The organism is Halomonas sp. 707B3, assembly GCF_024158645.1.
In the GTDB taxonomy this organism is placed as follows: domain Bacteria; phylum Pseudomonadota; class Gammaproteobacteria; order Pseudomonadales; family Halomonadaceae; genus Vreelandella; species Vreelandella lionensis.
Map to the genome: position 1 here is coordinate 21,535 of NZ_JAMZBE010000011.1, position 23,548 is coordinate 45,082.

Consider the following 23,548-nt stretch of genomic DNA (forward strand, 5'->3'; position numbering starts at 1 on the left):
TTACTCGGACGGTGTCGCGTTGCCGCTATGTCGTTTGCGCAGCTGTGCATTAATATTTTGCCAGCGGCTCTCAAACGTCGCGTCCAGTTCGCCTTGGGCACTGGTAACGCGGCAGCCGCCACGGGCCAACTGATCGTCGGGTTGCAGTACCCAGCCAGCAGCCTCTAGCTCGCCACCAAGATGCTCTTCAACCAAGGTGTGGTCGTTTGGGTTAAGCCATAAACGCTGTTTACCGACTAACGGTGGCTCGGTATGCAGCAGCTCGCGAACGATGGACAAAATATGCTCAGGTTGCTCAGTTAGCGCGTCTCCTGCTAGCTGTTTGCCTGTTGCCAGGGCAAGTTCAGCAAGATCATGGGCGATTGTGTCATCAAGACGCTCAAGGGCATCTGAAAACTGCTTTGCCAATGATCCTAGCGGTGCGACCGTTTGACGAATTTGCTCTTTAAGCTCTTCGGCTGCTTGGTCGCGTCCCTCGCTCAGGCCTTTAGTAAGGCCCTCTTCGTGCCCGCGTTTCAGGCCCGCCTGATAGCCTTCTTCTTCGGCTGCCTGGCGAAGTTGCTCATAAACCTCTTGCCGCTGCTTTTCCTCACGTGCCCTTGCTTCTGCGGCGGCGCGTTGGGCAGCTTCCACTTTGCGCTGGTGAGCCGTGGGGCCTGAGGCATTTTGTTGAGATTTGTCACTAGCAGGCGTTACCAGCTCATCCATTTGCCAGCGTCGCCACTCGCCGTGGCGATCAAATTCAGGCGAATGAGTATTAGACATACTCGTCGTCTCCGCCCGCCAGGACGATCTCTCCGGAATCCGCTAAGCGGCGCACAATTTGTAGAATCGCTTTCTGCTCGGTTTCCACTTGCGAGACGCGGATAGGGCCGCGAGCCTCCATGTCTTCGCGAACCAAGTCGGCGGCGCGCTGCGACATGTTGCGTAGGAATTTGTCCACTAGGGCATCTTGAGCGCCTTTGAGCGCCACCACCAGCGAGTTGGTCTCCACTTCCTGAAGTACCATCTGAATCGCGCGGTTGTCCAGGTCGAGTAGGTTCTCGAATAGGAACATCTCGTCGATGATCTTCTGGGCAAGGTCTTCGCTGTGCGAGCGGACGGTTTCGATGGCCACCTCTTCTTGAGAAGAGTTCATCAGGTTGAGGATCTCTGCCGCAGTTCTTACGCCACCCATTTTGCTGCGCTTGAGGTTTTGGCCATCCAACATGCTGGTAAGCACTTCGGTAAGCTCCTGAAGCGCGGCTGGTTGCACGCCGCTAAAGGTGGCGATCCGAAGTACCACGTCGTTACGCAGTTTCTCTTCGAAGAGCTCGAGAATATCAGCGGCCTGATGGCGATCCAGGTGAACCAGGATGGTGGCGATGATCTGCGGATGCTCGTCGCGAATCAGCTCCGACACCATGGAGGCTTCCATCAGGTTGAGTGCATCAATACCTGAATTCTCGCCCGTGGTTTCGAGAATATCCTCAATTAGGCTAGTAGCTCGTTCACTGCCCAGTGCCTTAGTCAGTACCGAACGAATATGCTCGCTAGAGTTGAGGTTAAGCGCCACGAACTCTTCAGTTTCTTGATGGAAGGCTTCTAGCACGGCTTTCATATCATCATGGGAAACTTGATGAAGCCGTGCCATTTCCATACTGATCTCTTGCACTTCGCTGGCGCTAAGGAACTTAAAAATCTCAGCGGCGCTGTCTTCGTCCAGGGCCAGCAGAAGAATGGCGCTTTTACGTGCGCCGCCCATTTCAGCAATGCTAGTCATTAGCGTTCATCCAGCTGCGAATAATCATCGCGACCATACGGGGGTCTTCTTGGGCCATTTCTCGCAGGTCGTTAAGATTGTGTTCGTAAAGCGACGTTTTGCGACGGCGCTTGGGCTTGTTGCTATAGGTGTCCTCATCATCGGACGCGCCTTCGCCCTCGCTTTCCTGGTCATCTTCGTCGCTACCAACACTGGTGCTCAACGTGCTTCCAGGCGCTGCAGCGGCCATCACGGGCGGCTGGGTGTAGCGCTTGATTAATGGGCGCAAAATCAGCAGGTAGAGTAGCAATGCGGCTAGCGCAACTAGTAAGTAGCGCCCTAAATTGGCAGCTATCGCTAGGTTGTCCGGATGTTGCCACCAGACCGGTTCGACGCGGGTATCATCATCGCCAGCGAAGGGTGTGTTAACCACTTCCACTTGATCGCCGCGCAGATCCGAAAACCCCATTGCTTGTTGTACCAAACGCTCAATTTGGGCGATCTCTTCATCGCTGAGCGCGACTTGTTCAACCTCACCTTCTTCATTAGTGACGTCGCGAAAGTTAACAACAACAGCCGCTGAGAGGCGTTGTATCTGGCCAAGGCGGTGCTGAATATGCTCAATACTACGATCTACTTCGTAATTAACGACATCTTCTTGGCGCAAGTTGCGCAAAGCGCCTGGTTCGGTACCTGCATCGTCCGCAACATCACCCTCTTCGGGGTCTGGCTGGTTAATGGGGGAGGGGGCTACCCCAGGAGGAGTATTGCTTAACGCCCCAGGAATGCCGGTGGCCAATGGATCTTCGCCATCGTAAGAGAGGCTAAGCTGACGGCTGCGGACTGCTGATTCGTTAGGCGCTTGGTTTGGGCTGTAACGCTCGGAGGTTTGCTCTCGGCGTGAAAAATCGATCTGTGCCGCTACCTGGGCGCGAACATTGTTGCTGCCAACAATGGGCGAAAGAATGTTCTCAATACGCTGCTGATAGGAGCGCTCCACTTCGCTGATGTACGCTAACTGCGTACCATCCAGGTCGTTACCCTGGGCGCTATTGGCAGTGAGTAGGCGGCCGTTCTGATCGACCACCGTCACATCTTCAGTAGCAAGCTCAGGCACACTGCTGGATACCATGTGCACAATGGCGCTAACTTGCCCCTCGCCAAGGACGCGACCTGGCAAGAGATTCAACACCACAGAGGCTTTGGCAGGTTCGCGGTCACGGATAAAGACGGACGGCTTTGCCATCGATAGATGCACGCGCACACTTTCGACGGGGCCTAGTGATTCGATAGAGCGTGAAAGCTCGCCTTCCAGGCCACGCTGAAAGTTCACCTGCTCAGCAAATTGGCTAATCCCAAAAGCTTGGGTTTCCATAAGCTCTAGGCCAAGATTGCCGCCGCGGGGCAAGCCTTGCTCAGCTAACTGGAGCCTGAGGGTATGCACCTGCTCGCCGGGCACCAGCAGTGCCTGGCCCCCCTGGCTAAACTGATAGGGTACGCCGCGGCTATCAAGCTCCGAAATAATTCGTCCACCATCCGCTTCGCTCAGGTTGCTGTAAAGCACACGGTACTCGGGGCTGCTAGCCCACATAAATAAAGCAGCCACAACGGCGATAGAGGCCGCTGCCGCAATCAATACAACCACTAATGGATTGCTGCGCAGCTGTTTCATGGTGCGCGCCAAGGCAGAGGGGCTGCTGGATTCGTTTTCCGCCGCTCCACTGCGAGAGGCGTTTGGTGTCGTGCTGTTTTGACGGCCTGCCGTAGCACCAGTTTCGCTCATGCGTCCCTCCAGAAGGGCAGGCAAAACGGGTGTCGGCCCAGGCGCATCACCAAAGAAGGCATAGGCTATATCCGTCAATCGCGGTTATCCGCTAAAAAGATGAAGCGGAATTGTGATGAACGCCATTATCCGGGGGTGTGTCGACCATAAATGAACGAAAAGCTTGGCTTTTTATACTCATTTGTACGTATGACGCTTCTCCTACCAATGGTAGGCTTTTTGTACTAATTGATTTTCCGCAAAAATGAGGCCTGCGTATGAGTTCACCTTCTATACAGTCTGCGCTGCAACAGATGCAGGGGCTAGCGGCACAAGCGGCTCAGCCTATTAAAGGGGAGCATGTGGCAACCGCTGTTGGTCAAGGTGGCTTTGGAAGTGAGCTGCAGTCCTCTATACAGCGAATTAATCGGTTGCAGCAAGCGGCTAATACCAAGGCGATGGCGTTTCAGGCAGGCGAGCCAAACATTGAGTTAAACGATGTGATGGTAGATATGCAAAAAGCCAGTGTGGCCTTTCAAATGGGCATGCAGGTGCGCAACCGCCTAGTAACTGCCTATCGTGATGTGATGAATATGCAGGTATAGGGGGCGTAAAGTAGTTATGCGGCTAGCTGGGTGGGTAGTGGGAAGGCGAACGCTTAGGCTGGTACGTTATCGCTTTTCAAGGCGCCCGCAGCGTTCGCTTGGTTTCTATGCTTTAAGAGAGATCAGTTTTCCTTGCAGTTCTTCTAGCCGCTCGGCCAGTAGCAGCACTTCTTCTGCTGGTATTTGACGTATGACGTCACCCGTTTCTCGATCAATGACCCTTGTAATGATGCGAGCCGATTGTTCGCTAATATCAAATTCCAACCCACGGGGACGCATGACATCGTTAATGCGCTGTATCGGTTCAACAAGCGCTTCTTTTGTGGCCTTATTGCCATCTGCTGCTGCTTCATCGCCGCTTGGGGTGACTGGAGGTAGGGGATCGATAGCGGGGCGCGTAGAGCGTTCCTGCGATAAAGCGGCCGTTATTGCTGGTGTGGCTGAGTCAATGGATAGTGGGCTCATGTACAACGTTCCTCTATTAAATAAGCCCGCCGGGGGGGGCTAGGCAACGTAACCGAGTAAAGGCATTGAGGCCGTTTACCGTCTGGTGATGAGCCTCTTTTTCAATCTATCGGCGCGTTTGTCACAAACTTTATCCTTTTACTATAGATGAAAAGAAAAGTGTTATGAGTCCTATGGCGGACATGCGGCTCGATAAAGGCTTCTGTTATGCTCTGCTGCTTTGTGATGAGCGTTAACGTATAACGCGTCTGGGGAAAGCGAGGCACGCATGGCAGTCCAACAAGATGAGTACGAGAGCGTCACTAGCCCATCGGTAATCAGCTCTCTTCTGAATACTATGATAGAGAGCGGTGGGGTGACTCTCTGCTTGGCCACTCCTGATGCGCGTCCAGAGCCAGTGGTCTTGATGGAGCAGCACGCGGGCGAAACGCTGGTAATGGATCTGTCATCGGTTGACTACCTGCTAAGTCGTTTACAGCAGGGAGAGCAATTTTTTTTGCGGGGTCAGTCACAGGGAAAAGTGGTGCGGACACCGCTGTTATCTTTGACGGAGACCCGTCGTTCTGGTGGTCGTTTTCTTTGTTGTAGTAATTACCCAAGTTCGGTCGAAGTGCTGCAACGACGCGAGTCATATCGTGCTGAATTGCGCATGGGAATGGTGGTGTCTGCACTGGTTGTTGGTGAGAGTGGTGAGAGTGCCCAGGGGGAGCTCCGTGACCTCTCCCAGGATGGGTGCCAGCTTGAGTTGCCATTAACAGCAAGCGGTGTTTTGGCTGAAACGCAATACTCGCTCAAACTTGCGTTTACCTTTCCAAACGGCACTTACTTTGAAGTGAATGGCGTTGCCCGCCATCAGAAAACTGATCCCGAGCGGCACATGCTACGCGTTGGCTTTCGCTTTGCAGGGTGCACTTCCGAGCAGGAACGGCAGATTTGGTACTTTGTCTGCGAGATTGAGCGTGAAGCTGCGCGTTATAAAAAGGAGGCGCAGGAGGAGCGGCAGCCATCGCCTCTGTTTGAGCAGCCAGGCAAACGCACTCCAGATACTGAGCACATAGGACGGCGCGATATACGCCGCTATGCCACACCGATGGCAAGGCGTTTGGTTAAGGTAGCTGCTTATCTTGATGCACAGTTGCTCATGCTTCAGCAAGGCAGTGATATTGATTCAAGGCAGCTCTCTCGTAATGCGGACCGCTTACTGATGCTGCATGAAGAAGATCGAGAGGGACTGCTGTTTGCCTCCCGCTGTTTGTCTTTAGAGCCGCTGCTGGTAAGGCACGGGATTGCTGTTGCAGTCCATTTGCTGGATTTAGTAGGAGCCAATATGCCGCGGGATGTGCGCAAGGCGATCGTTGCCAGCGGGCTGGTGCATGATTTGGGTAAGGCGCTTATTCCTCAGGTCGTGTTCAAAGCGCCAAATTTTGAAGCGACACATCGGCAGGCATTAAGTGAGCATGTTTCCCTCTTGATGGCTCGGCTACATACCTGCCAATGGCTGTCTGCTACGGTGGCGCAAGCGGTCATTGGGGGGATCAACGAGCGGCTTGATGGTAGTGGCTATCCGGCAGGAATCACCGGGGATGATATTAACGAGTTGGCGAAAGCCAGTGCAGTGGTTGACGTTGTTGAGGCGATGCGGCGAGATCGCCCAGATCGCCCGGCCCGCACGGCGCAGCAAATTTACCGCCACTTGCTGGCTCATCCGCATCAGTTTGATCGCCGTTGGATGAGGCGTTATGTCGAACATTTCAAGGTCCTGCCGGTGGGGTCGTTAGCGCTTTTCTCTAGTGATCAGCTTGCCTGGATTTTGCGCCTTGATGATAGTGGGGCGCCAGCAGAGGTGGTGCTGGCCCAAGCAGCTGAGCCGCCAATGCGCGATAATTTAGGGAGTGTGTTGCGTGGCGATGTTTTTGAGCGACTAGGCAAGCCTGTCAGAGAAGTGGCGGTTTCTACATAGGACGCCGAATTCAGGCAAGCAGCTAAATTAAAAAGTAATCAGGCATTAAAGTCTGCTGTGGCTTCGCCGATATATTTAATAGCTGAGCATATATGCTCAACCTTGAATGATGAACAGCACGACTGGCTTTTTGCCCTAGCTGTTGTTACACCCTATAAAGGAGTGCCCACTAATGACCTACACTCGCGGTGGCGCCGCTAACGGACGAGGCGCTAATGCTTATGCCCGTGTCGGTGTTGAAAGTGGTGTCATGTCAGCTGATCCTCACCAGCTGATCGTGATGCTATTTGATGGCGCTCAGGCGGCAATCCGCGCAGCGCGAATTCACATGCAAGCTGGCAACCGAGCTGAAAAAGGCAAGTCAATTTCCAAAGCGTTGGATATTGTTAATAACGGTTTAGCGGCCGCCCTTGATCAAGAGCAAGGGGGTGTCATTGCAGAGAGGCTCGCCTCACTTTACGATTATATCGCCCGCTTGCTGTTAACAGCTAACTTGCGAAACGACGAAGAGAGCCTCAACCAAGCTGAGCGGTTGCTTGAGGATATCGCCTCAGCATGGCGTGAAATCGGTCAACAGCAGAGTGCGTGAGGCAGGCATGGCAGCTCCCGAAGCAGTTCGTGATATTTCTCAGCAAACGCTGCTCGATGCATACGAAAAGCTGTTGGTGCGTGTGAATGACATGCATGAGCTTGCAGATGCTGAACAGTGGGCCGAGTTGATCGAGCAACGCAGTAATTATGTGATGCTCGTAGAAGAGCTCCGTGAGCTGGATGCACACGTTACGCTTGACGCTGCAGGTAAGCAGCGTAAAACAGAGTTAATAGAACATATCTTAGAGCATGATGTGGAGATTCGTCGTCGCCTGGTGGCACGACGCGATGAGCTTGGCAGGCTGATTGGCGTCACCCAGCGCCAGCGGGACCTGCACCGAGCTTATGCTCCCCAGCAGGGAGCTTATAGCGCCTTTGATGTCGATGCTTCTCAGAATAAGGGGGCATCGTGAGTGGCATTACGCCGCTTATTGATACCCTCTTACATCAAGTGCTTGGGCGCCAGGGAGAGGTGTCCTCTCAGCGTGTATTAAATGCGCCAGTACAGCCAGTCTTACCGGGGGAGGGGCCACGTGCCTTGCAAGGCGATGCAGGGTTGGATGGCCGTCCGCTTGCTCCCCTGCTTGGTGACCTAAAGCGGTTGCCAGGTGCGTCTGAGGGGGCGCGTCAGTCTCAGCCTGGAAGTCCTCCCACTGGTAATGGCGCACCCACCTCAACACAGACACACTTCAGCCCTGCTGCTCGCACGATTGCGGATGTATTACTGCGTTTCCCGGCACCTCCAGCGGTAATGAAGCCCCAGGCCCCGCTGATGTCGGCTCAAGACGCACCATCGGCGCAAGTGCTGGCAAGTCGTTTAGAAGCAAGCATCCGCGATAGTGGATTATTTTATGAGTCCCACCTGAAGCGTTGGTTTCAAGGTGAAACTCCACGCCAGCAACTACTGCGTGAACCACAAATGCAACCTGGGCCTCGCCCGACAGCTCCTTTTTTACCAAATTTTGCTTCTGCGGTATTAGCCACAACCCCCTCAATAGCCGCTTTACGCTCAAGCGCCACCCCCGGTATTTTGCCCAATACGTCCCTAGTGCCTATGAATGGCGATAATAAACTGCTCTTAGAGCGCCCTGTTGTCATGCTCCCAGCCTCGACTTCGCCGACGCCAGCTGCTGCGGAGCGTCGAGAGATTAATCCAGCCTCGTTGACATTGCCGGCTGCCAGCGAGCCGGAAGCGCTTAGCCGTGGCTCACGAGAGGTCGTTCATGAGAGCTTACAGGGGTTGGTGCGTCAGCAGTTGGAGATGTTGGTGATGCCAACGCTCCGCTGGGAAGGTGATGTGTGGGCTGGGATTTTTATGGCGTTAGTGATCAACCTGCCTGGGCGTGAAGGGGGGCAAGGAGGTTCATCGGAAGAGGAGGGTGCGGAGGAGAGCTGGCGCTCCGAAATGCAGCTTGATGTGCCTAACTTAGGTAGCTTCAGCATTGCACTATGGCTTCATCAAAAGACGCTGAGTATTGATTTGACCACTGATAATGCTGGCACGCATCAGCGTCTTGAGGAGGGGGTTAGCTCATTGGGGCAGCGTTTAAACGCCCTTGATTTTCATAAAGTTCAGATCAAGGCTAGGTATGTAACATTGGAGCGCCATCATGATGACATCGGGTGATCGGCGACGGCAAGCGGTTGCACTTGCGTATCAAGAAGGGGAGCAGGCTCCACGTGTAGTAGCCAAAGGGTATGGTGAGCTGGCTGAGCGAATTATGGCCGAAGCCCAGCGCCAGGGTATTTATGTTCACGATGCACCAGAGCTTGTGGCGCTGCTCATGCAGTTAGATTTGGATGCCGAGATCCCGGCGAGCCTATATCAAGTGGTCGCTGAGCTGCTTGTTTGGGTGTTTGAGCTATCTGAGAATGGGATAAGTCATCGTGAAACGCTCAAGTAGCCAATACAAGCGTTGTATGCAACCATGGTGCTGGGTAAAGAAAAAAGTCATCAATGGCGCCAGTATAACGGTCACAATGTCGCGCCTGTGTCGTTCGATGGGACACTATGAGTCAAACAAGCTTTCTCGATGAAATTCAAGAAATTAACTTAGCGTACTTGCTTCTTGCGCAGCGTTTGCTGAGCGAGGATCGCGAAGCAGCTATGTTTCGCCTGAAAATAGACAGTGAACTTGCCGATTTATTGGTATCACTGAATGCCTGGCAACTCACTAAGCTGGCGCGCAGCAACCAGTTAGTCTGCCGATTTAGCCATTCGAGTGGGCGACGTTTGCGCGAAATTTTAGAAAACCCCAGAGATCAAGGGTTATCTGGGTTACATGCATCACTGCTTTCGGCTTGTGAGCCCTTGGAGTCTTTGTCGTCGGGAGAGTCGGAGTGAGCCAGAAGAGCTTGGTTGATGAAATGCACCAAGTGCAGCTGGCCATTGAGCTGATTGAGTTGGGTGCACGGCTACAGGTGCTGGAGACAGAAACAGAGCTTAGCCGTACCCGGTTGATTAAGCTCTACAAGGAAGTGCGTGGCATGTCTCCACCGAAAGGGATGTTGCCATTTTCAGCAGACTGGTTTGTTACGTGGTTGCCCAATGTGCACTCCTCGTTTTTTTACAATATTTATACAGGTTTATTGAAGGGGGCTGACTGCGAGCGTATAGACGCGTTTGTTAAAGCTTATCGTTTGTACGAGGAGCAGATTTCACTGGAAGGCGTGGAGCCGGTGCTGGGGCTTACTCGTGCTTGGACGTTGGTGCGCTTTTTTGAAAGTGATTTGTTGCAGCTAACGACTTGTACAAGATGTGAAGGTCGCTTTGTTGCCCATGCTCATAGTCCGACACATGATTATGTGTGTGGTATTTGTCAGCCGCCTTCGCGTGCAGGGAAAACCCGTAAAGCACAGCGTTGAACGTATAAAATTGTCACGCTACTAGCAGCAGGGTATAGAACGAATACACTACCTCTTTAACGTTTAGATAGCGGTAAAAGACGCTGGTAATTTCTCATTAAACATTGCATGCGCCTTAGTATGATATTGCTAAGTTGCACTTGGGGTGGAGCTGCTCATGCCTTCTTGGTGAAGAAATGGGTGTGGCTTCGTCGATAAAAAACTGATATCGCAAGGACACTGCTTGTGCTGATTCCCTTAGGTTATGTCGTCGTACTGCTATCTGTATTTGGCGGGTATGTGTTAGCAGGTGGTAGCTTGGGGCCGCTGTATCAGCCCACGGAGTTGCTCATGATTGGCGGCGCAGGGGTCGGTGCTTTTATTGCTGCCAATAATGGTAAAGCCATTAAAGCTACTTTTAAGATACTGCCCAAGCTCAAGCGAACCAAAAAATATAATAAAGCGCTGTACATGGAGCTAATGGCATTGCAGTACAAGATTCTTTCCAAGGTGCGCCGTGAGGGTATGCTAGGGATTGAGCGCGATATCGATAACCCTCAAGAGAGTCCTTTATTTCAAGAGCACCCAACCGTGCTGGCGGACCCACACATCATGGATTTCTTAACTGACTATTTGCGCCTCATGGTCAGTGGCGGCATGGAGCCAATGGAAATTGATGAGCTTATGCTGCATGAAATCGAGGCATTCGAACAGGAAGCTCATATTCCAGTTGATGCGATCTCTAAAGTGGGGGATGCGATGCCTGCATTCGGTATCGTTGCTGCTGTTATGGGGGTAATTAAGGCTTTGACCTACGCTGATGCCACACCCGCTCAGATGGGTGAAATGATTGCGCTAGCGCTAGTAGGTACCTTTTTAGGCATTTTGTTGGGGTACGGGTTTATAAGTCCAGTGGCCAGCTACGCCGAGCGACAAGCAAAAGAAGCAGAAAAAATGTTGCAGTGTATCCGCGTCACCTTACTAGCAAGCTTGCACGGTTATGCGCCTCAATTAGCTGTTGAGTTTGGTCGCAAGGCACTGCATACCGCAGAGCGTCCCAGTTTCACTGAGCTTGAAGAGTACGTTCGTGACGCCAAAAAAGGCGGTAGTGCATGAGTAAGGGTGGGGATAAGCGTCCGATCATTATTCGGCGTAAAAAAGTCGTCCATGCTCACCACGGGGGAGCTTGGAAGATTGCCCTAGCGGATTTTATGACCGCGTTGATGGCGCTATTCCTAGTGATGTGGATTTTGAGTGTCTCCAGCGAAGAGACCCGCCGAGGTGTGGCGGAGTATTTCAGTACGCCCCTGGTTACTGCAATTACAGGCGGCGACATGTCAGGTAGTACCAGCGTGATTCCTGGTGGTGGCCCTGATCCTACTCATAGTGATGGTGAACGCGCTCGTATTGATGTAATGCAGCATACACGCCCTAGTGCTCAAGAACGGCGCTTCTTTAATGATTTGCAGGAGCGCATTGAACGTGCGATTGAGCGCGACCCCGAGTTGCGTGAACTACGTAACCAAATGCGTTTTGATCTAACCCGTGAAGGGTTACGGATCCAACTCTTGGATACCGAGCAGCGACCCATGTTTGAGCTTGGTAGTGATCAGGTCGCTCCCTATATGCGTAGTTTGCTACGCACCATAGCTCCTCTTCTCAATGAGTTGCCTAACGATTTAAGTATTAGTGGGCATACTGATAGTGTGCCGTATGCTGGAGGATATCGTGGCTACAGCAACTGGGAGCTCTCAAATGATCGAGCGAACGCCTCGCGCCGAGAGCTTGTTGCCGGCGGGCTTGATCCAGATCAATTGTTGCGCGTATCGGGCTTTGCTGATCGTGTGTTGTTGGCTGACACTGCGCCAACTGATCCGATCAATCGACGTATTGAGTTGGTTGTGTTGTTACCTGAAATTGCCGAAGCCATTCGTAACCCTGGTATTCTAGCGCCTGATGCTCAGTTTTCTGAGGAAGAGGTGCCGGAAGAGCTAGTGCCACAAAACACCCCACAAGCCAACGACGACCAGTAAGCGCGGCTTGTCACAAAAAAATATGACGTTCACGTGGAGCGGTGCATGGATATAGCGGATTTTTTTGACACCTTTTTTGAAGAGGCTGAAGAGCTGCTCGCTGATATGGAGCAGCACTTATTGGAACTGGATGTCGATGATCCGGATAGCGAGCAGTTGAACGCTATCTTCCGCGCAGCCCACTCTATCAAAGGTGGCGCAGGAACCTTCGGTTTTAGCGTGCTACAAAAAACCACGCATATTTTCGAAAACCTGCTGGATCACGCGCGCAAAGGGGAACTCACCCTGCGTGCTGACCTCGTGGATACCTTTTTAGAGGCCAAAGACATCATGCACGAGCAACTCGATGCCTATCGCAACGAGGAAGAACCCAATCAAGAAGCGTATGAGCGTATCTGCCAAACGCTGCAGCAAATTGCCCTCGAAGAGATTGGCAAAACACTTGATGCCCCTGCGGCGGCACCGGCCCCTCAAAAATCAGCGCCTGCAGAGGACGACAAAGAAGCATCGGCAGCCGCTAGCTCCAGCGAGCATACCCTCAAAGTGGCGCTTCTCAATGTGGGCGATAAAGATCGTGGGCTGCTGGTAGAAGAGTTAGAGCAGCTAGGCGATATTCAATCCCAGTCGGGGGATGAAAAGCGTTATGAGGTCACCCTAAAAGGGGGCGTCAGCGCCGATGATATTGAAGCCGTAATGTGCTTCATTATTGAGCCAGAACAAATTGAAATCACCACGGTAGCTGCGGAGGAGGCTGCTTCGGCAGCAGAGCCCGCAACACCTGTACCCAGCGCACCGGCTGAGCCCTCTGCGGCAGAAGAGAAGCCAGCCGCGCCAGTGGCCGAAAAAGCACACGCCAGTAAGACGCCTGCTAGCAGTAAACCAGGTAAAGCGGCTCCGAAAAAGGCAGCAGCAGAGTCCTCCTCTATTCGGGTGTCCGTGGATAAGGTCGACCAGATTATTAACTTGGTGGGCGAGCTGATCATCACTCAGTCGATGCTGGACCAAACAGTGAGTGATCTTGGCGACCAGTCGGTCGGCAACAGTTCGCTACAGAATGGCATGAGCCTATTGCAGCGTAATGCCCGCGATCTTCAGGAAGCGGTCATGTCGATTCGCATGATCCCCATGGAGTTCGTATTTAGCCGTTTTCCGCGTGTAGTTCGTGATACCGCTGGCAAACTAGGCAAAGAGATTGAACTGATCACCGAAGGTAAATCCACAGAGCTTGATAAAAGCTTAGTCGAGCGTATCACCGACCCACTAACGCACTTGGTGCGTAATAGTCTGGACCACGGTGTTGAAATGCCCGACGAGCGTGAAGCCCTGGGCAAGCCGCGTACGGGTAAGTTAGTTCTGTCTGCCCGGCATCAAGGTGGCAATATTTTGATTGAAGTGCGTGATGACGGCGCCGGAATGGATCGTGATCGCCTGCTAGCGAAAGCCCGCGAGAATGGTCTTAACGTCTCCGATACCATGTCGGATGAAGATGTTTTTCAACTGATTTTTGCCCCCGGTTTCTCGACTGCCAAAGAGGTTACCGATGTCTCTGGACGTGGCGTGGGCATGGATGTTGTCAAACGGAATATTCAAGGCATGGGCGGCCGGGTTGAGATCCAGTCGAAAAAAGGTGAAGGCACTAATACACGTATCGTGCTGCCGCTAACTCTGGCAATTCTCGACGGTATGTCGATTAAAGTCGGAAAGGAAACCTTTATTCTGCCGCTCTCTACCGTACTTGAGTCACTGCAGCCCGCCAAAGGCGATATGTATGCCATGGCAGGGGACGACGTGGTACTAAAAGTACGCGATGAGTACCTGCCCGTAATAGCCATTCATGAAGTGCTCGATGTGGAGAACGCCATTACGGACCCCACTAAGAGCATCGCTGTAATTGTGCAGGGCGAAGGGCGTCGCTATGCCATGCTGGTCGATGAATTGATTGGCCAGCAACAGGTCGTGGTTAAAAACCTCGAAGATAATTACCGCAAAGTGCCCGGGGTATCGGCCGCTACCATCTTGGGAGATGGCAGTGTTGCGTTAATTCTGGATATCACAGGCTTGCATCGCTTAAGCCGTGCCAAAAAAGAAGCAGGAAAAGCCGCTAACCAACCATATCTCTCTTATTACAAGGAGGCTGAGCCGTCATGAGTCAAGCAACTAATGAGGCGGTGCTAGCCGCAGCAGAAGCGGAAAATCGCGAGTTCCTGGTGTTCTCTTTAGGTGATGAAGAGTACGCCATTGATATCTTAAAGGTGCAGGAAATTCGTGGTTACGAAAACGTCACACGTATTGCGAATGCACCCGACTTCATTAAGGGAGTAACGAACCTGCGTGGCGTGATCGTGCCGATTGTGGATCTGCGCATTAAGTTTCACCTGGATAACGTTGAGTACGGTGGCCAAACTGTGGTGATCGTCGTCAACGTGGCAGATCGTATCGTAGGTATCGTGGTAGATGGCGTTTCTGACGTAATGACCTTGACGCCGGATCAAATCAAGCCTGCGCCAGAGTTTGGCGTAACGCTCTCCTCTGATTTCCTAAGTGGCCTCGGTAGCCTGGATGACCGAATGCTGGTGCTGGTCGATATCGATAAGCTGCTGACGAGCGAAGAGATGGCGCTGGTAGATAGCACCAGTAACCGCTAACGACCTGCCACGGGGCACAGGGAGGCGTGCCCATCTTGAGCCAAAAAACAACCCACTCTGGCGCGATGGATAGCGCTGGCTAGTACGGTTGTGTTTGGAGAAATGCGTGTGACACAGCTAGTACGTCAACTGATGAGTAATATGACCGTCCGTCTGAGTTGGGGGCTAGTATTGGCCACCTTCTCGCTGCTGGTGCTCATTGCCTGTGGTATCGGTCTTTATGCGCTGCATCACGGGGCGACCATTGTACAAAGTGCCAGCGACCCACAAGCCCAGCAGTTGGCCTTTACTTCCTTTGCCACCCGCATCCGCTGGGTATTGATCGGCGTTGTGGCCATGACCGTTTTAACGGTAGTGGTAGTGGTGTGGGGCGTCAGTGCCAACGTACTGCGCCCGCTGGATCGGCTGGTCGGCTATTTTGAGCGCATGGCGCAGGGTGACCTCAATCAGCAGATCCAGTCACCTGGCAACAATGAGATCGGCAAGCTCTATAGCGCGATGGCCCATATGCAAGGTTCCTTGTCGGAAACTGTTGGCGTGGTCAGGCGTAGCGGCACCACGATTTTTGAGCGCTCCCAACACATTGCCAGCGGCAACAACGACCTCTCCTCTCGCACAGAACAGCAGGCTTCATCGCTAGAAGAGACGGCGTCCAGCATGGAGCAGCTAGCTTCTACTGTAAGTCACAATGCCGATAATGCCCTCCAAGCGAGCCAGCTTGCAGGTGATGCCACGCTCACGGCGCGTCGCAGTGGGGAAGAAGTCAGTAACATTGTTGAGATCATGCAGGAGATTAGCGCCAGTTCTCATCAAGTCGCTGACATTATCACCCTGATCGACAATATCGCTTTCCAAACCAATATCTTAGCGCTTAACGCTTCTGTAGAGGCGGCGCGTGCGGGCGAGCATGGCAAGGGCTTTGCCGTGGTAGCACAAGAAGTTCGCAGCCTTGCCAGCCGCAGTGCCAATGCTGCCAAAGAGATTCGTACGCTGATTGATGCGTCGCTCGGTAAAGTAGACGCTGGTACACATCGCGTGAACCAGGCGGGCCAAACCATGCAGGATCTCGTCGCGGCGGTACAGCGCGTTAGCGACATCATGGATGAGATTGCCTCCGCTTCGGAAGAGCAGAGCAACGGTATTGGCCAAGTTAACCAAGCGGTTGCGCAAATGGATCAAGTCGTTCAGCAGAATGCTCAGCTGGTGCAGCAAGCCGCGCGTAGCGCCAATGAGCTAGAGAGCGAGGCAGCACGCCTGCGTGAAGCCGTGGAACGGTTCCGTGTAGCAGGTGGTGGGCAGCCCGACACACAAAAACGTGTAATCAGCGCCCCTTCGCACTCGCCAACGACAACGCAGCGACTACCGGCCACTAAAACACAAGCGCTGACCGAAGAGTGGGAAGAATTCTAACTCAGCGCTCTCTGCTCTGGCCATGGAATGAACCAAACTATTACCGCGTTAAAACATAAACAATAAGGCAGCATGATGCGTAATAACCAGCCAGTGACTCAACGGGAAGTTGAGCTGAAACAAGACGATTTTCTCGTTTCGCGTACTGATCTAAAAGGGCGTATAACCTACGCAAATCCAGCATTTATCGAGATTAGCGGCTATCAGCATGAAGAGCTGATAGGAGCGCCTCATAACCTAATACGTCATCCAGATATGCCGTCGCCTGCGTTTGAGAACCTCTGGAAAACCGTTCAGACGGGGGAGACATGGCGAGGGCTGGTGAAAAATCGCTGTAAGAATGGAGACCACTACTGGGTAGACGCCAGCGTCACACCGATTGTAGAGAACGACCAAGTAATTGGTTACACCTCTGTGCGGGTGCAAGCGACCCGCAAGGCGATTGCTCAGGCTGAACAGCGTTATGCAGAGATACGAGAAGGGCGCAATAAGCGCCTCTACTTGGATAAAGGGCGCGTGCGCCAAAAGGGCTTGTTACAGCGCATTAAGCGTATTCGTCTCGACACAATACGTGCCAAATTAGTTGGCATGGTGGTCGTGGCAGGGGCCCTGCTAGTAGCGAGCGGTGGCGTGGGGCTTTATGGCCTTAATGTGGCAGGCGAACGATTGGGTGAGCTAAATAACGATGGCTTAAGGGATGTTATTCGCCTTCAGCAAATTGATCAAACGATTGCGCAAACACGTCAGGCACTGATTGAGCCTGAGCGCATGGAGCTGATTAACCAGCGTTTCGAGATGGGGGAAGCGATAGAGGGAAGTGCTACACAAATCGTTGATATCTGGCAGGCGTACTTCAGTCGCGATGTGAATACGACGCCGTTGGCCACTTCGTTCAACGAGCAGCTACAAGCTTTTTTGTCTGAAGGCATGAACCAAGCGGCTAGCGTGCTACAGGCTGAAGAGACTTACCAAGCGTTCACCGGCCTGGATGCTGTTATCAGTGTGATGAACGAGGAGGGTCGGGAGCTATCCGCTATGGTCAATCAACTGATCGCTCAAAAGCAGGAAGCAGCGGAGGCAATGGCAGCAGAGGCCGAGCGTGGTCAAACCGCCATGCTTAGCGTACAAGCTGGTGTATTAGGCGCAGGATTATTGTTACTGGTACTGATTAGTGTACTAACGCTGCGCTCTATTATTACGCCACTGAAGCGCGCGTCACGTTTTACGTTGCAAATCGCAGGCGGCAATTTAGCGGCACATGTACCGCCCAAACGCCGGGATGAAATTGGACAGTTGATGGACTCTCTCAACACCATGCGTAAAAGCCTGAGCAACATCATTAGTGATGTAAAAAGTGGCATTGACGTAGTCACCCCAGCAGCTAAAGACATTGCCAGTGGCAACGAAGCACTCTCCACGCGAACTGAACAGCAGGCAGCTTCGCTGCAGCAAACTGCCTCCAGTATGGAAGAGATGACAACCACGGTTAAGCAAAATAGCGATAACGCTCAAGAAGCGCGCCGACTGGCCGATAACAATGCAACCATGGTTACACAAACCGGCGAATTGATGACACAGCTGGTCGCTAATATGCAGCGAATTACACAAAGCTCGCAAAAAATGACTGACATTATCAATGTCATCGATTCGATTGCATTTCAGACCAACATCTTGGCTCTGAATGCCTCAGTGGAGGCAGCCAGGGCGGGAGAGCATGGTCGTGGCTTCGCTGTGGTAGCCGAAGAGGTGCGTAAGCTTGCTGGGCGTAGTGCTGGAGCAGCGCAGGAAATTCGCACACTTATTGACGATTCGAGCCAGGAAGTGAGCGTAGGCGCTGGCTTAGTCGAAAAAGCTGAGGCAGCGATTAGTGAGGTTGCCGAAGCCGCACGCAGCGTTACTCATATTATGCACGACATCTCGGCGGCTTCTGCGGAACAAAGCAGCGGTATTACGGAAGTCAACCAAGCCGTTGCGGAAATGGATCAAGCAACACAGCAAAATGCTCTGCGCGTTCAAGAAACTGCACGGGCAGCTGTTGCCCTAGAGCAACAAGCAGGACTGTTGTCGCTTTCCGTTGAAGCGTTTCGACTTAACCAAAGCCCGCTAGCGGCCACTGGCTTGCAGCCGCCTGCGACCGCAACTCCAAAGGCAAATGTGTTGCCAGCGGGGTCTGCACATAACAGCAGTGCCACATCGCCTGTGCCGACTAAGAAACGGCAAATGGCCTCTGTAGAGGAGTGGGAAGAGTTTTGACAGACCAACGCGAACGGGGAGTTGACGCTGGCCAGTGGACGTCTAGTGGGCAGATCGAACGAGATCTGGTGCTGACCGATGCTGATTTTGCGCGCATTCGAGAGCTGATTTACCAGCGCGCTGGTATTGTATTAGCTGAGCATAAGCGCGAAATGGTTTATAGCCGCTTAGCTAAGCGGCTGCGCCATCATGGCATGACGCGCTTTACTGACTACCTGTCGCGGCTGGAGCGTCAACCCGACGCGAAAGAGTGGGAGGCGTTTACCAACGCCTTGACTACCAATCTAACTGCTTTCTTTCGTGAATCGCATCACTTCCCATTATTGGCGGAACATATTAGGCATAAGCAAGATCCGGTAACGATCTGGTGTTCAGCCGCTTCGACAGGGGAAGAGCCCTACTCGATTGCTATGACGCTGCTAGAGACACTTGGCGCGAAAGCCTCCCAAGCCAAAGTGATTGCTACCGACATTGATACCGATGCACTGGCGAAAGCACGTCAGGGGATTTACCCCCAGGAACAAGTGCGCAAACTGGACGAAGCTCGAGTGAAGCGGTTCTTTCAAAAAGGTACCGGCAATCACATCGGGCTTGCCCGCGTGCGCCCAGAAGTCTCGGCACTTGTTGAGTTTATGCCACTGAACTTGCTGGCCCCTCAGTGGCCTATCAAAGGCCCTTTTGATGCGATATTTTGTCGTAATATCATGATTTATTTCGACAAAGAGACGCAAGCTAAGATTTTGAAGCGGTTTGCGCCGCTGATGAAACAGGATGGTCTGCTATTTGCGGGACACTCCGAAAACTTCTCGTATATCAGCGATGCGTTTAAGTTGCGCGGGCAAACGGTTTATACCCTCGCGAATAAGTGAACAATAAACGTGAGCTAAGCTCCGACGAGGGCGTTTGCCAGCAGGGAGTGATGCCGCGGTGGATACCGTAAGAGGAGGCGTGCTTTGAGCGCTGCCAAGATCAAAGTGTTGTGCGTCGATGACTCGGCGCTGATTCGTGATTTGCTGACCGAAATCATTAACTCACAGCCAGACATGGAAGTTGTCGCCGTTGCGCCTGACCCCATCGCTGCCCGAGATCTGATCAAGCAGCATAACCCAGATGTACTGACGCTTGATGTCGAGATGCCGAGGATGGACGGCCTCGATTTTCTTGAGCGGCTGATGCGATTGCGCCCTATGCCGGTGCTGATGGTGTCGTCGCTAACCCAAAGCGGCTCTGAAATTACCCTGCGCGCCCTGGAGCTCGGTGCGCTGGATTTTGTAGCGAAGCCAAGCCTGGGTATTCGCAGCGGTATGATGGAGTACGCCAACGAAATTGCTGAAAAATTGCGTGCTGCAGCTCGTTCGCGTCCGCGTCAGGCACGCCATAAAAACACGCCGCCGCCCACTCAGCTTAAAGCACCCATGATATCCAGCGAGAAGCTCATTATTATTGGTGCTTCTACTGGCGGCACTGAAGCAATCCGTGCCGTATTAGAACCTTTACCTGCCAATGCGCCTGCCATTTTAATTACCCAGCATATGCCCGGTGGCTTCACGCGCTCTTTTGCAGAACGCCTGGATCGACTGTGTCGTATTACCGTCAAGGAAGCCACGGACGGTGAGCGGGTTCTGCCAGGCCATGCCTATATTGCCCCTGGCGACCAGCACTTAGAGCTTGCCCGCAGTGGCGCCAACTACGTAGCCCGCCTAAACGATGGACCGCCGGTTAACCGCCATCGCCCCTCGGTAGATGTGTTGTTTCACTCCGCTTCTAAGCATGCTGGCAAAAACGCCATCGGCGTCATTCTGACCGGTATGGGAAAAGATGGCGCGGCAGGCCTATTAGAAATGCGTCAAGCAGGTGCGCCGACGATCGCACAAAATGAAGAGACCTGTGTGGTTTTTGGTATGCCGCGAGAGGCGATTGCCGTTGGGGGAGCAGTCGAGGTCGTTGCACTCGACGATATACCGTCGCGTCTTATGGCGCTGGTTGCTGCTTCAGGGCGCGCGCAGCGCGTTTAAGTACCAAGAAGTGTCAAACCCTTCTTGGTTCATGCATTAATAAGGGAAGCCATAACAATGACGCGTTTACTGCGCAATTTAAGTATTCATTCGACCGTGGTAACGGCGCTAACCTGCCTCGTCACGCTGATGTTGGTTGTGGCTGGGCTTGGCGTCGTGGCTGACCGTAATGCTCAGAGTAACTTAGCGACGCTGAATCTTATTGGAAATGAACAGCTTAACGAGCTGAACCGCGCCGATTCTCTGCTCAACCAAGCCATGCTAGCCATGGAGACTGCCTCTAATTTACTGATGGTGGGGCAGACTCGCCAATCTAATGAGCAGGTAGAGATGGCGGCAAATCGTATCGAACGGGCCGAGCGTCGCTTTGAGAAGTATCTGGCCGCGCCGCGTACAGCACAGGGTGAAGTTTTGGGAAGCGCTGTCGATGAAAACTTCCGCGCTGTGCTTGATCTGGTAAAGCAGCAACACGCTAGCTTTGAGTTCATGGATATCAATACGTTTAACCAGCTACGAGGCGAACTGGCCGAGCCACTAAGCGCACTCTCCGAAAGTGTTAATACCTTCGTCGATTATGGTTTTGGTCGTGTTGATACAATCCGTGTGGATGCTGAGTCTCAGGGAGAGCTGTTTACCTTAATCAACGCGCTAGCGGTAGGCCTTGCGCTGATAGTGACGCTGGCCATTTATATCGGTTTACGCCGCACAGTCATTGCGCCACTTAACAATGCCGTTCAGCGGCTTGATCGCATTGCCGAGGCAGACTTAACGCAGCCGCTGCCAGAGGCCGGTAAAAACGAAATTGGCCGTTTATTTTCGGCTATGGCCACCATGCAGCAAAACCTTAGCGCAACGGTGGCACGCGTGCGCGAGGGGAGTCGAGAGATTCACCACGGCACCCGAGAAATCGCCAGCGGCAATGCTGATCTTTCATCGCGTACTGAGCAGCAGGCAGCGTCCATTGAGCAAACGGCGGCCAGTATGGAGCAGATGACAGCCACCGTGAAACAGAATGCTGACAACGCTCGACAGGCCAGTACGCTAGCCGCTGATGCTTCCACCACAGCAGAGCAGGGTGGTCAAGTCGTTGAACAAGTGGTGCAAACCATGCACGGTATCTCCACCAGCTCTCAAAAAGTGGCAGATATCACTAATGTGATCGATTCCATCGCGTTTCAGACCAATATTCTGGCACTGAATGCTTCGGTTGAGGCAGCGCGGGCTGGCGAGCAAGGGCGCGGGTTTGCGGTGGTGGCCGGGGAAGTGCGTAACCTCGCTAGCCGCAGTGCGGATGCGGCAAAAGAGATTAAAACGCTGATTGAGGCGTCTGTTAGTCAGATCAACCAGGGTTCATCTCTGGTAGAAAAGGCGGGCCAGACAATGACGGAAGTCGTCACCGCGGTGCGCCGGGTTACAGATATCATGGATGAGATTTCAGCGGCGTCCCAAGAGCAGAGCGACGGTATTGAGCAGGTGAGTCAGGCAGTGGGGCAAATGGACCAGGTGACTCAGCAAAATGCCGCGTTAGTCCAGCAGGCAACCGCAGCGGCCGCTTCACTAGAAGAGCAAGCAAATCGCTTAGAAGAGGCGGTCGCGGTCTTTCAGGTGCTAAGTGCTCAGCAGGCATCACATGCGTTACCTACGCGTGTATCAGCATCGCACACGTCGGTTCCTAAGGCGTCTGCTGCTCAGTCAACGGCTTTACCGCCGAATCGTCGAGCAACTGCCCAGCAGCACCACGAAGAGTGGGAAGAATTTTAACCCTGACTGAATTCCCAGTCACCCTATAGATGTCGTTATTGAGAGGATGACCAATGGCTGATAAGAACATGAGTTTCTTGGTAGTAGACGATTTTCCCACTATGCGCCGGATCGTACGTAGCCTGCTGAAAGAGCTGGGCTTCACTAATGTTGAAGAAGCCGAAGATGGTCAAGATGCGCTTAATAAATTGCGCGCGGGCAATTTTGAGTTTGTGGTTTCCGACTGGAACATGCCCAACCTAGATGGCCTGGAAATGCTGAAAGAGATTCGCCAGGACAATGCGCTAAAAGACTTGCCAGTACTGATGGTAACGGCCGAAGCAAAGAAAGAGAATATTATTGCTGCCGCACAAGCGGGTGCCAATGGTTATGTCGTCAAACCGTTCACTGCCGCGACCCTAGAAGAGAAGCTGAATAAAATCTTCGAGAAAATGGGTAAATGACGCGGCTGAGCCAAGGCGCTCGGTTAACGAGGAGACAACACAATGAGTCAGAATGAGCAGGGTGGTTCTGCCCAACTGTCTGAAGAAGCCGCAGAAGACCTTATCTTTCGTATTGGTAAGCTTACCCGCATGCTGCGTGACAATATGCGCGAGTTGGGCTTAGACAAAGAGATTGAAAAGGCCGCTGAAGCGATCCCCGACGCCCGTGACCGGCTGCACTACGTGGCGACGATGACCGAGCAGGCTGCAGACAGGGCGTTGAACGCCATTGATCGTGCGCAGCCGCTGCAAGATCAGCTCTCTGAGCGTGCGGAAGCACTCGACAAGCGTTGGGCCGAGTGGTTCGAAGCACCAAAAGAGCTAGACGACGCAAAGGTGTTGGTAAAAGAGACGCGCACCTACCTGAGCGACGTGCCAGAAATTACCTCAGCGACCAACAAGGAGCTGATGGACATTATGATGGCACAGGATTTCCAGGATCTTACCGGTCAAGTCATCAAGAAAATGATGGATGTGATCCGTGAGATCGAGCATCAGCTGGTACAGGTACTCATCGACAATGTTCCCGGTGTTGAAGCTCGTGAAACGATGCAGCGCAAGGCCGAAGATCAGTGGAAAAATGAGAAAGCTCGCCGCAATGAAGATCTTCTTAATGGGCCGCAGGTGAAAGAGAACGCCCCTGATATCGTTACCGGCCAGGATCAGGTAGACGACTTATTGGACGAATTAGGCTTTTAATGCTGGGTTATTAGCTCATTGTAAGCCGCTGCATCTGGCAAAATAGGTAGACTGTTCAGCCGTCCTTTAGGGCGGCTGAGTTTATGGTATGCCTTATTTTGGTCAACTGGCCACTCGTCAGCCGGATAACAGCATGGCAGATAACGACAGCGATCAGGAAAAAACCGAAGAGGCCACGCCCAGGCGATTAGATAAAGCCCGCGAAGAGGGTCAGGTGCCTCGATCCCGCGAACTAACTACCTTCATGATGCTGCTGGGTGGGGTGATGGGGTTGTGGGGTAT

At 52.9% G+C, this 23,548-nt stretch carries 24 protein-coding genes; 20 read left to right on the top strand and 4 right to left on the bottom strand.

Annotated elements, in window-relative coordinates:
- From BIS10_RS02955 to fliF, 3 genes are read right to left on the bottom strand one after another with little or no spacing between them, the layout of a single operon-like run.
- Positions 1-765: a flagellar assembly protein FliH gene (locus tag BIS10_RS02955; RefSeq protein ID WP_253502290.1), complete on the bottom strand. Its 765-nt coding sequence runs from the start codon at positions 763-765 to the stop codon at positions 1-3.
- Entirely contained in the window at positions 758-1,762 is a 1,005-nt protein-coding gene (fliG, locus tag BIS10_RS02960) for a flagellar motor switch protein FliG (RefSeq protein ID WP_083026272.1), read from the bottom strand. Before fliG ends, BIS10_RS02955 begins: the two co-directional genes overlap by 8 nt.
- The gene (gene fliF / locus BIS10_RS02965) at positions 1,755-3,524 is read right to left on the bottom strand and encodes a flagellar basal-body MS-ring/collar protein FliF (protein WP_253502293.1); all 1,770 of its coding nucleotides are present in this window, start codon (positions 3,522-3,524) and stop codon (positions 1,755-1,757) included. Before fliF ends, fliG begins: the two co-directional genes overlap by 8 nt.
- Positions 3,525-3,781: 257 nt before the next feature.
- Between fliF and fliE the strand changes: the two genes are divergently transcribed.
- Positions 3,782-4,108 (top strand): flagellar hook-basal body complex protein FliE, encoded by a 327-nt coding sequence (fliE, locus tag BIS10_RS02970; RefSeq protein ID WP_253502296.1) that lies wholly within the window; start codon positions 3,782-3,784, stop codon positions 4,106-4,108.
- A 105-nt stretch (positions 4,109-4,213) separates the two neighbouring features.
- Here fliE and BIS10_RS02975 read toward each other — a convergent pair whose 3' ends face one another.
- On the bottom strand, positions 4,214-4,573 hold the full coding sequence (locus BIS10_RS02975; RefSeq protein WP_052509943.1) for a flagellar protein FlaG: 360 nt from the start codon (positions 4,571-4,573) through the stop codon (positions 4,214-4,216).
- Between the two features lie 268 nt (positions 4,574-4,841).
- On the opposite strand from BIS10_RS02975, the gene BIS10_RS02980 reads away from it, so the two are divergent.
- The 19 genes from BIS10_RS02980 to BIS10_RS03070 all read left to right on the top strand — a co-directional run.
- Entirely contained in the window at positions 4,842-6,533 is a 1,692-nt protein-coding gene (locus tag BIS10_RS02980; RefSeq protein WP_253502299.1) for an HD domain-containing phosphohydrolase, read from the top strand.
- 172 nt (positions 6,534-6,705) lie between these two features.
- Complete coding sequence (fliS, locus tag BIS10_RS02985) at positions 6,706-7,122, top strand: flagellar export chaperone FliS (protein ID WP_058577008.1); 417 nt, start codon at positions 6,706-6,708, stop codon at positions 7,120-7,122.
- Between the two features lie 7 nt (positions 7,123-7,129).
- Positions 7,130-7,537: a flagellar protein FliT gene (gene fliT, locus BIS10_RS02990; protein ID WP_083026298.1), complete on the top strand. Its 408-nt coding sequence runs from the start codon at positions 7,130-7,132 to the stop codon at positions 7,535-7,537.
- Positions 7,534-8,751, top strand: coding sequence for a flagellar hook-length control protein FliK (locus BIS10_RS18980; RefSeq protein WP_253502303.1), 1,218 nt, complete (start codon positions 7,534-7,536; stop codon positions 8,749-8,751). Before fliT ends, BIS10_RS18980 begins: the two co-directional genes overlap by 4 nt.
- Positions 8,735-9,028, top strand: a complete 294-nt coding sequence (locus tag BIS10_RS03000) for an EscU/YscU/HrcU family type III secretion system export apparatus switch protein (RefSeq protein ID WP_044629567.1) — start codon at positions 8,735-8,737, stop codon at positions 9,026-9,028. Before BIS10_RS18980 ends, BIS10_RS03000 begins: the two co-directional genes overlap by 17 nt.
- Positions 9,029-9,135: 107 nt before the next feature.
- A complete protein-coding gene (gene flhD, locus BIS10_RS03005; protein ID WP_044629566.1) occupies positions 9,136-9,468 on the top strand; it encodes a flagellar transcriptional regulator FlhD in 333 nt (110 codons plus the stop codon).
- Entirely contained in the window at positions 9,465-9,989 is a 525-nt protein-coding gene (flhC, locus tag BIS10_RS03010; RefSeq protein ID WP_083026267.1) for a flagellar transcriptional regulator FlhC, read from the top strand. Before flhD ends, flhC begins: the two co-directional genes overlap by 4 nt.
- 225 nt (positions 9,990-10,214) lie before the next feature.
- Positions 10,215-11,084, top strand: coding sequence for a flagellar motor stator protein MotA (gene motA / locus BIS10_RS03015; protein WP_062360448.1), 870 nt, complete (start codon positions 10,215-10,217; stop codon positions 11,082-11,084).
- Positions 11,081-12,001: a flagellar motor protein MotB gene (gene motB, locus BIS10_RS03020; protein WP_253502305.1), complete on the top strand. Its 921-nt coding sequence runs from the start codon at positions 11,081-11,083 to the stop codon at positions 11,999-12,001. Before motA ends, motB begins: the two co-directional genes overlap by 4 nt.
- 45 nt (positions 12,002-12,046) lie before the next feature.
- Positions 12,047-14,149 (top strand): chemotaxis protein CheA, encoded by a 2,103-nt coding sequence (gene cheA, locus BIS10_RS03025; RefSeq protein WP_253502308.1) that lies wholly within the window; start codon positions 12,047-12,049, stop codon positions 14,147-14,149.
- Complete coding sequence (gene cheW, locus BIS10_RS03030) at positions 14,146-14,646, top strand: chemotaxis protein CheW (protein WP_062360450.1); 501 nt, start codon at positions 14,146-14,148, stop codon at positions 14,644-14,646. The genes cheA and cheW overlap by 4 nt, the downstream gene beginning before the upstream one ends.
- Before the next feature lie 102 nt (positions 14,647-14,748).
- Positions 14,749-16,056: a methyl-accepting chemotaxis protein gene (locus BIS10_RS03035; protein ID WP_253502311.1), complete on the top strand. Its 1,308-nt coding sequence runs from the start codon at positions 14,749-14,751 to the stop codon at positions 16,054-16,056.
- Between the two features lie 75 nt (positions 16,057-16,131).
- On the top strand, positions 16,132-18,309 hold the full coding sequence (locus BIS10_RS03040) for a methyl-accepting chemotaxis protein (RefSeq protein ID WP_253502314.1): 2,178 nt from the start codon (positions 16,132-16,134) through the stop codon (positions 18,307-18,309).
- Positions 18,306-19,178, top strand: coding sequence for a CheR family methyltransferase (locus BIS10_RS03045; RefSeq protein WP_253502317.1), 873 nt, complete (start codon positions 18,306-18,308; stop codon positions 19,176-19,178). The genes BIS10_RS03040 and BIS10_RS03045 overlap by 4 nt, the downstream gene beginning before the upstream one ends.
- A gap of 84 nt (positions 19,179-19,262) precedes the next feature.
- Complete coding sequence (locus tag BIS10_RS03050) at positions 19,263-20,324, top strand: chemotaxis response regulator protein-glutamate methylesterase (protein WP_253502320.1); 1,062 nt, start codon at positions 19,263-19,265, stop codon at positions 20,322-20,324.
- Between the two features lie 57 nt (positions 20,325-20,381).
- A complete protein-coding gene (locus BIS10_RS03055; RefSeq protein WP_253502324.1) occupies positions 20,382-22,085 on the top strand; it encodes a methyl-accepting chemotaxis protein in 1,704 nt (567 codons plus the stop codon).
- A 53-nt stretch (positions 22,086-22,138) separates the two neighbouring features.
- Positions 22,139-22,528 (top strand): chemotaxis response regulator CheY, encoded by a 390-nt coding sequence (gene cheY, locus BIS10_RS03060; RefSeq protein ID WP_044629557.1) that lies wholly within the window; start codon positions 22,139-22,141, stop codon positions 22,526-22,528.
- Between the two features lie 42 nt (positions 22,529-22,570).
- Positions 22,571-23,266, top strand: a complete 696-nt coding sequence (gene cheZ, locus BIS10_RS03065; RefSeq protein WP_054641155.1) for a protein phosphatase CheZ — start codon at positions 22,571-22,573, stop codon at positions 23,264-23,266.
- 133 nt (positions 23,267-23,399) lie between these two features.
- On the top strand, positions 23,400-23,548 hold a 149-nt coding region (locus BIS10_RS03070; protein ID WP_253502330.1), incomplete at its 3' end, for an EscU/YscU/HrcU family type III secretion system export apparatus switch protein.

Bases quoted from the DNA above. Each gene is read 5' to 3' on its own strand.
- fliS (WP_058577008.1), top strand. From the start codon at position 6,706: ATGACCTACACTCGCGGTGGCGCCGCTAACGGACGAGGCGCTAATGCT.
- BIS10_RS03035 (WP_253502311.1), top strand. From the start codon at position 14,749: ATGCGTGTGACACAGCTAGTACGTCAACTGATGAGTAATATGACCGTC.
- cheW (WP_062360450.1), top strand. From the start codon at position 14,146: ATGAGTCAAGCAACTAATGAGGCGGTGCTAGCCGCAGCAGAAGCGGAA.
- fliG (WP_083026272.1), bottom strand. From the start codon at position 1,762: ATGACTAGCATTGCTGAAATGGGCGGCGCACGTAAAAGCGCCATTCTT.
- cheY (WP_044629557.1), top strand. From the start codon at position 22,139: ATGGCTGATAAGAACATGAGTTTCTTGGTAGTAGACGATTTTCCCACT.
- motB (WP_253502305.1), top strand. From the start codon at position 11,081: ATGAGTAAGGGTGGGGATAAGCGTCCGATCATTATTCGGCGTAAAAAA.
- fliT (WP_083026298.1), top strand. From the start codon at position 7,130: ATGGCAGCTCCCGAAGCAGTTCGTGATATTTCTCAGCAAACGCTGCTC.
- fliF (WP_253502293.1), bottom strand. From the start codon at position 3,524: ATGAGCGAAACTGGTGCTACGGCAGGCCGTCAAAACAGCACGACACCA.
- BIS10_RS03040 (WP_253502314.1), top strand. From the start codon at position 16,132: ATGCGTAATAACCAGCCAGTGACTCAACGGGAAGTTGAGCTGAAACAA.
- cheA (WP_253502308.1), top strand. From the start codon at position 12,047: ATGGATATAGCGGATTTTTTTGACACCTTTTTTGAAGAGGCTGAAGAG.
- BIS10_RS02980 (WP_253502299.1), top strand. From the start codon at position 4,842: ATGGCAGTCCAACAAGATGAGTACGAGAGCGTCACTAGCCCATCGGTA.
- flhD (WP_044629566.1), top strand. From the start codon at position 9,136: ATGAGTCAAACAAGCTTTCTCGATGAAATTCAAGAAATTAACTTAGCG.
- fliE (WP_253502296.1), top strand. From the start codon at position 3,782: ATGAGTTCACCTTCTATACAGTCTGCGCTGCAACAGATGCAGGGGCTA.
- BIS10_RS02955 (WP_253502290.1), bottom strand. From the start codon at position 765: ATGTCTAATACTCATTCGCCTGAATTTGATCGCCACGGCGAGTGGCGA.
- BIS10_RS03000 (WP_044629567.1), top strand. From the start codon at position 8,735: ATGATGACATCGGGTGATCGGCGACGGCAAGCGGTTGCACTTGCGTAT.
- cheZ (WP_054641155.1), top strand. From the start codon at position 22,571: ATGAGTCAGAATGAGCAGGGTGGTTCTGCCCAACTGTCTGAAGAAGCC.
- BIS10_RS02975 (WP_052509943.1), bottom strand. From the start codon at position 4,573: ATGAGCCCACTATCCATTGACTCAGCCACACCAGCAATAACGGCCGCT.
- BIS10_RS03055 (WP_253502324.1), top strand. From the start codon at position 20,382: ATGACGCGTTTACTGCGCAATTTAAGTATTCATTCGACCGTGGTAACG.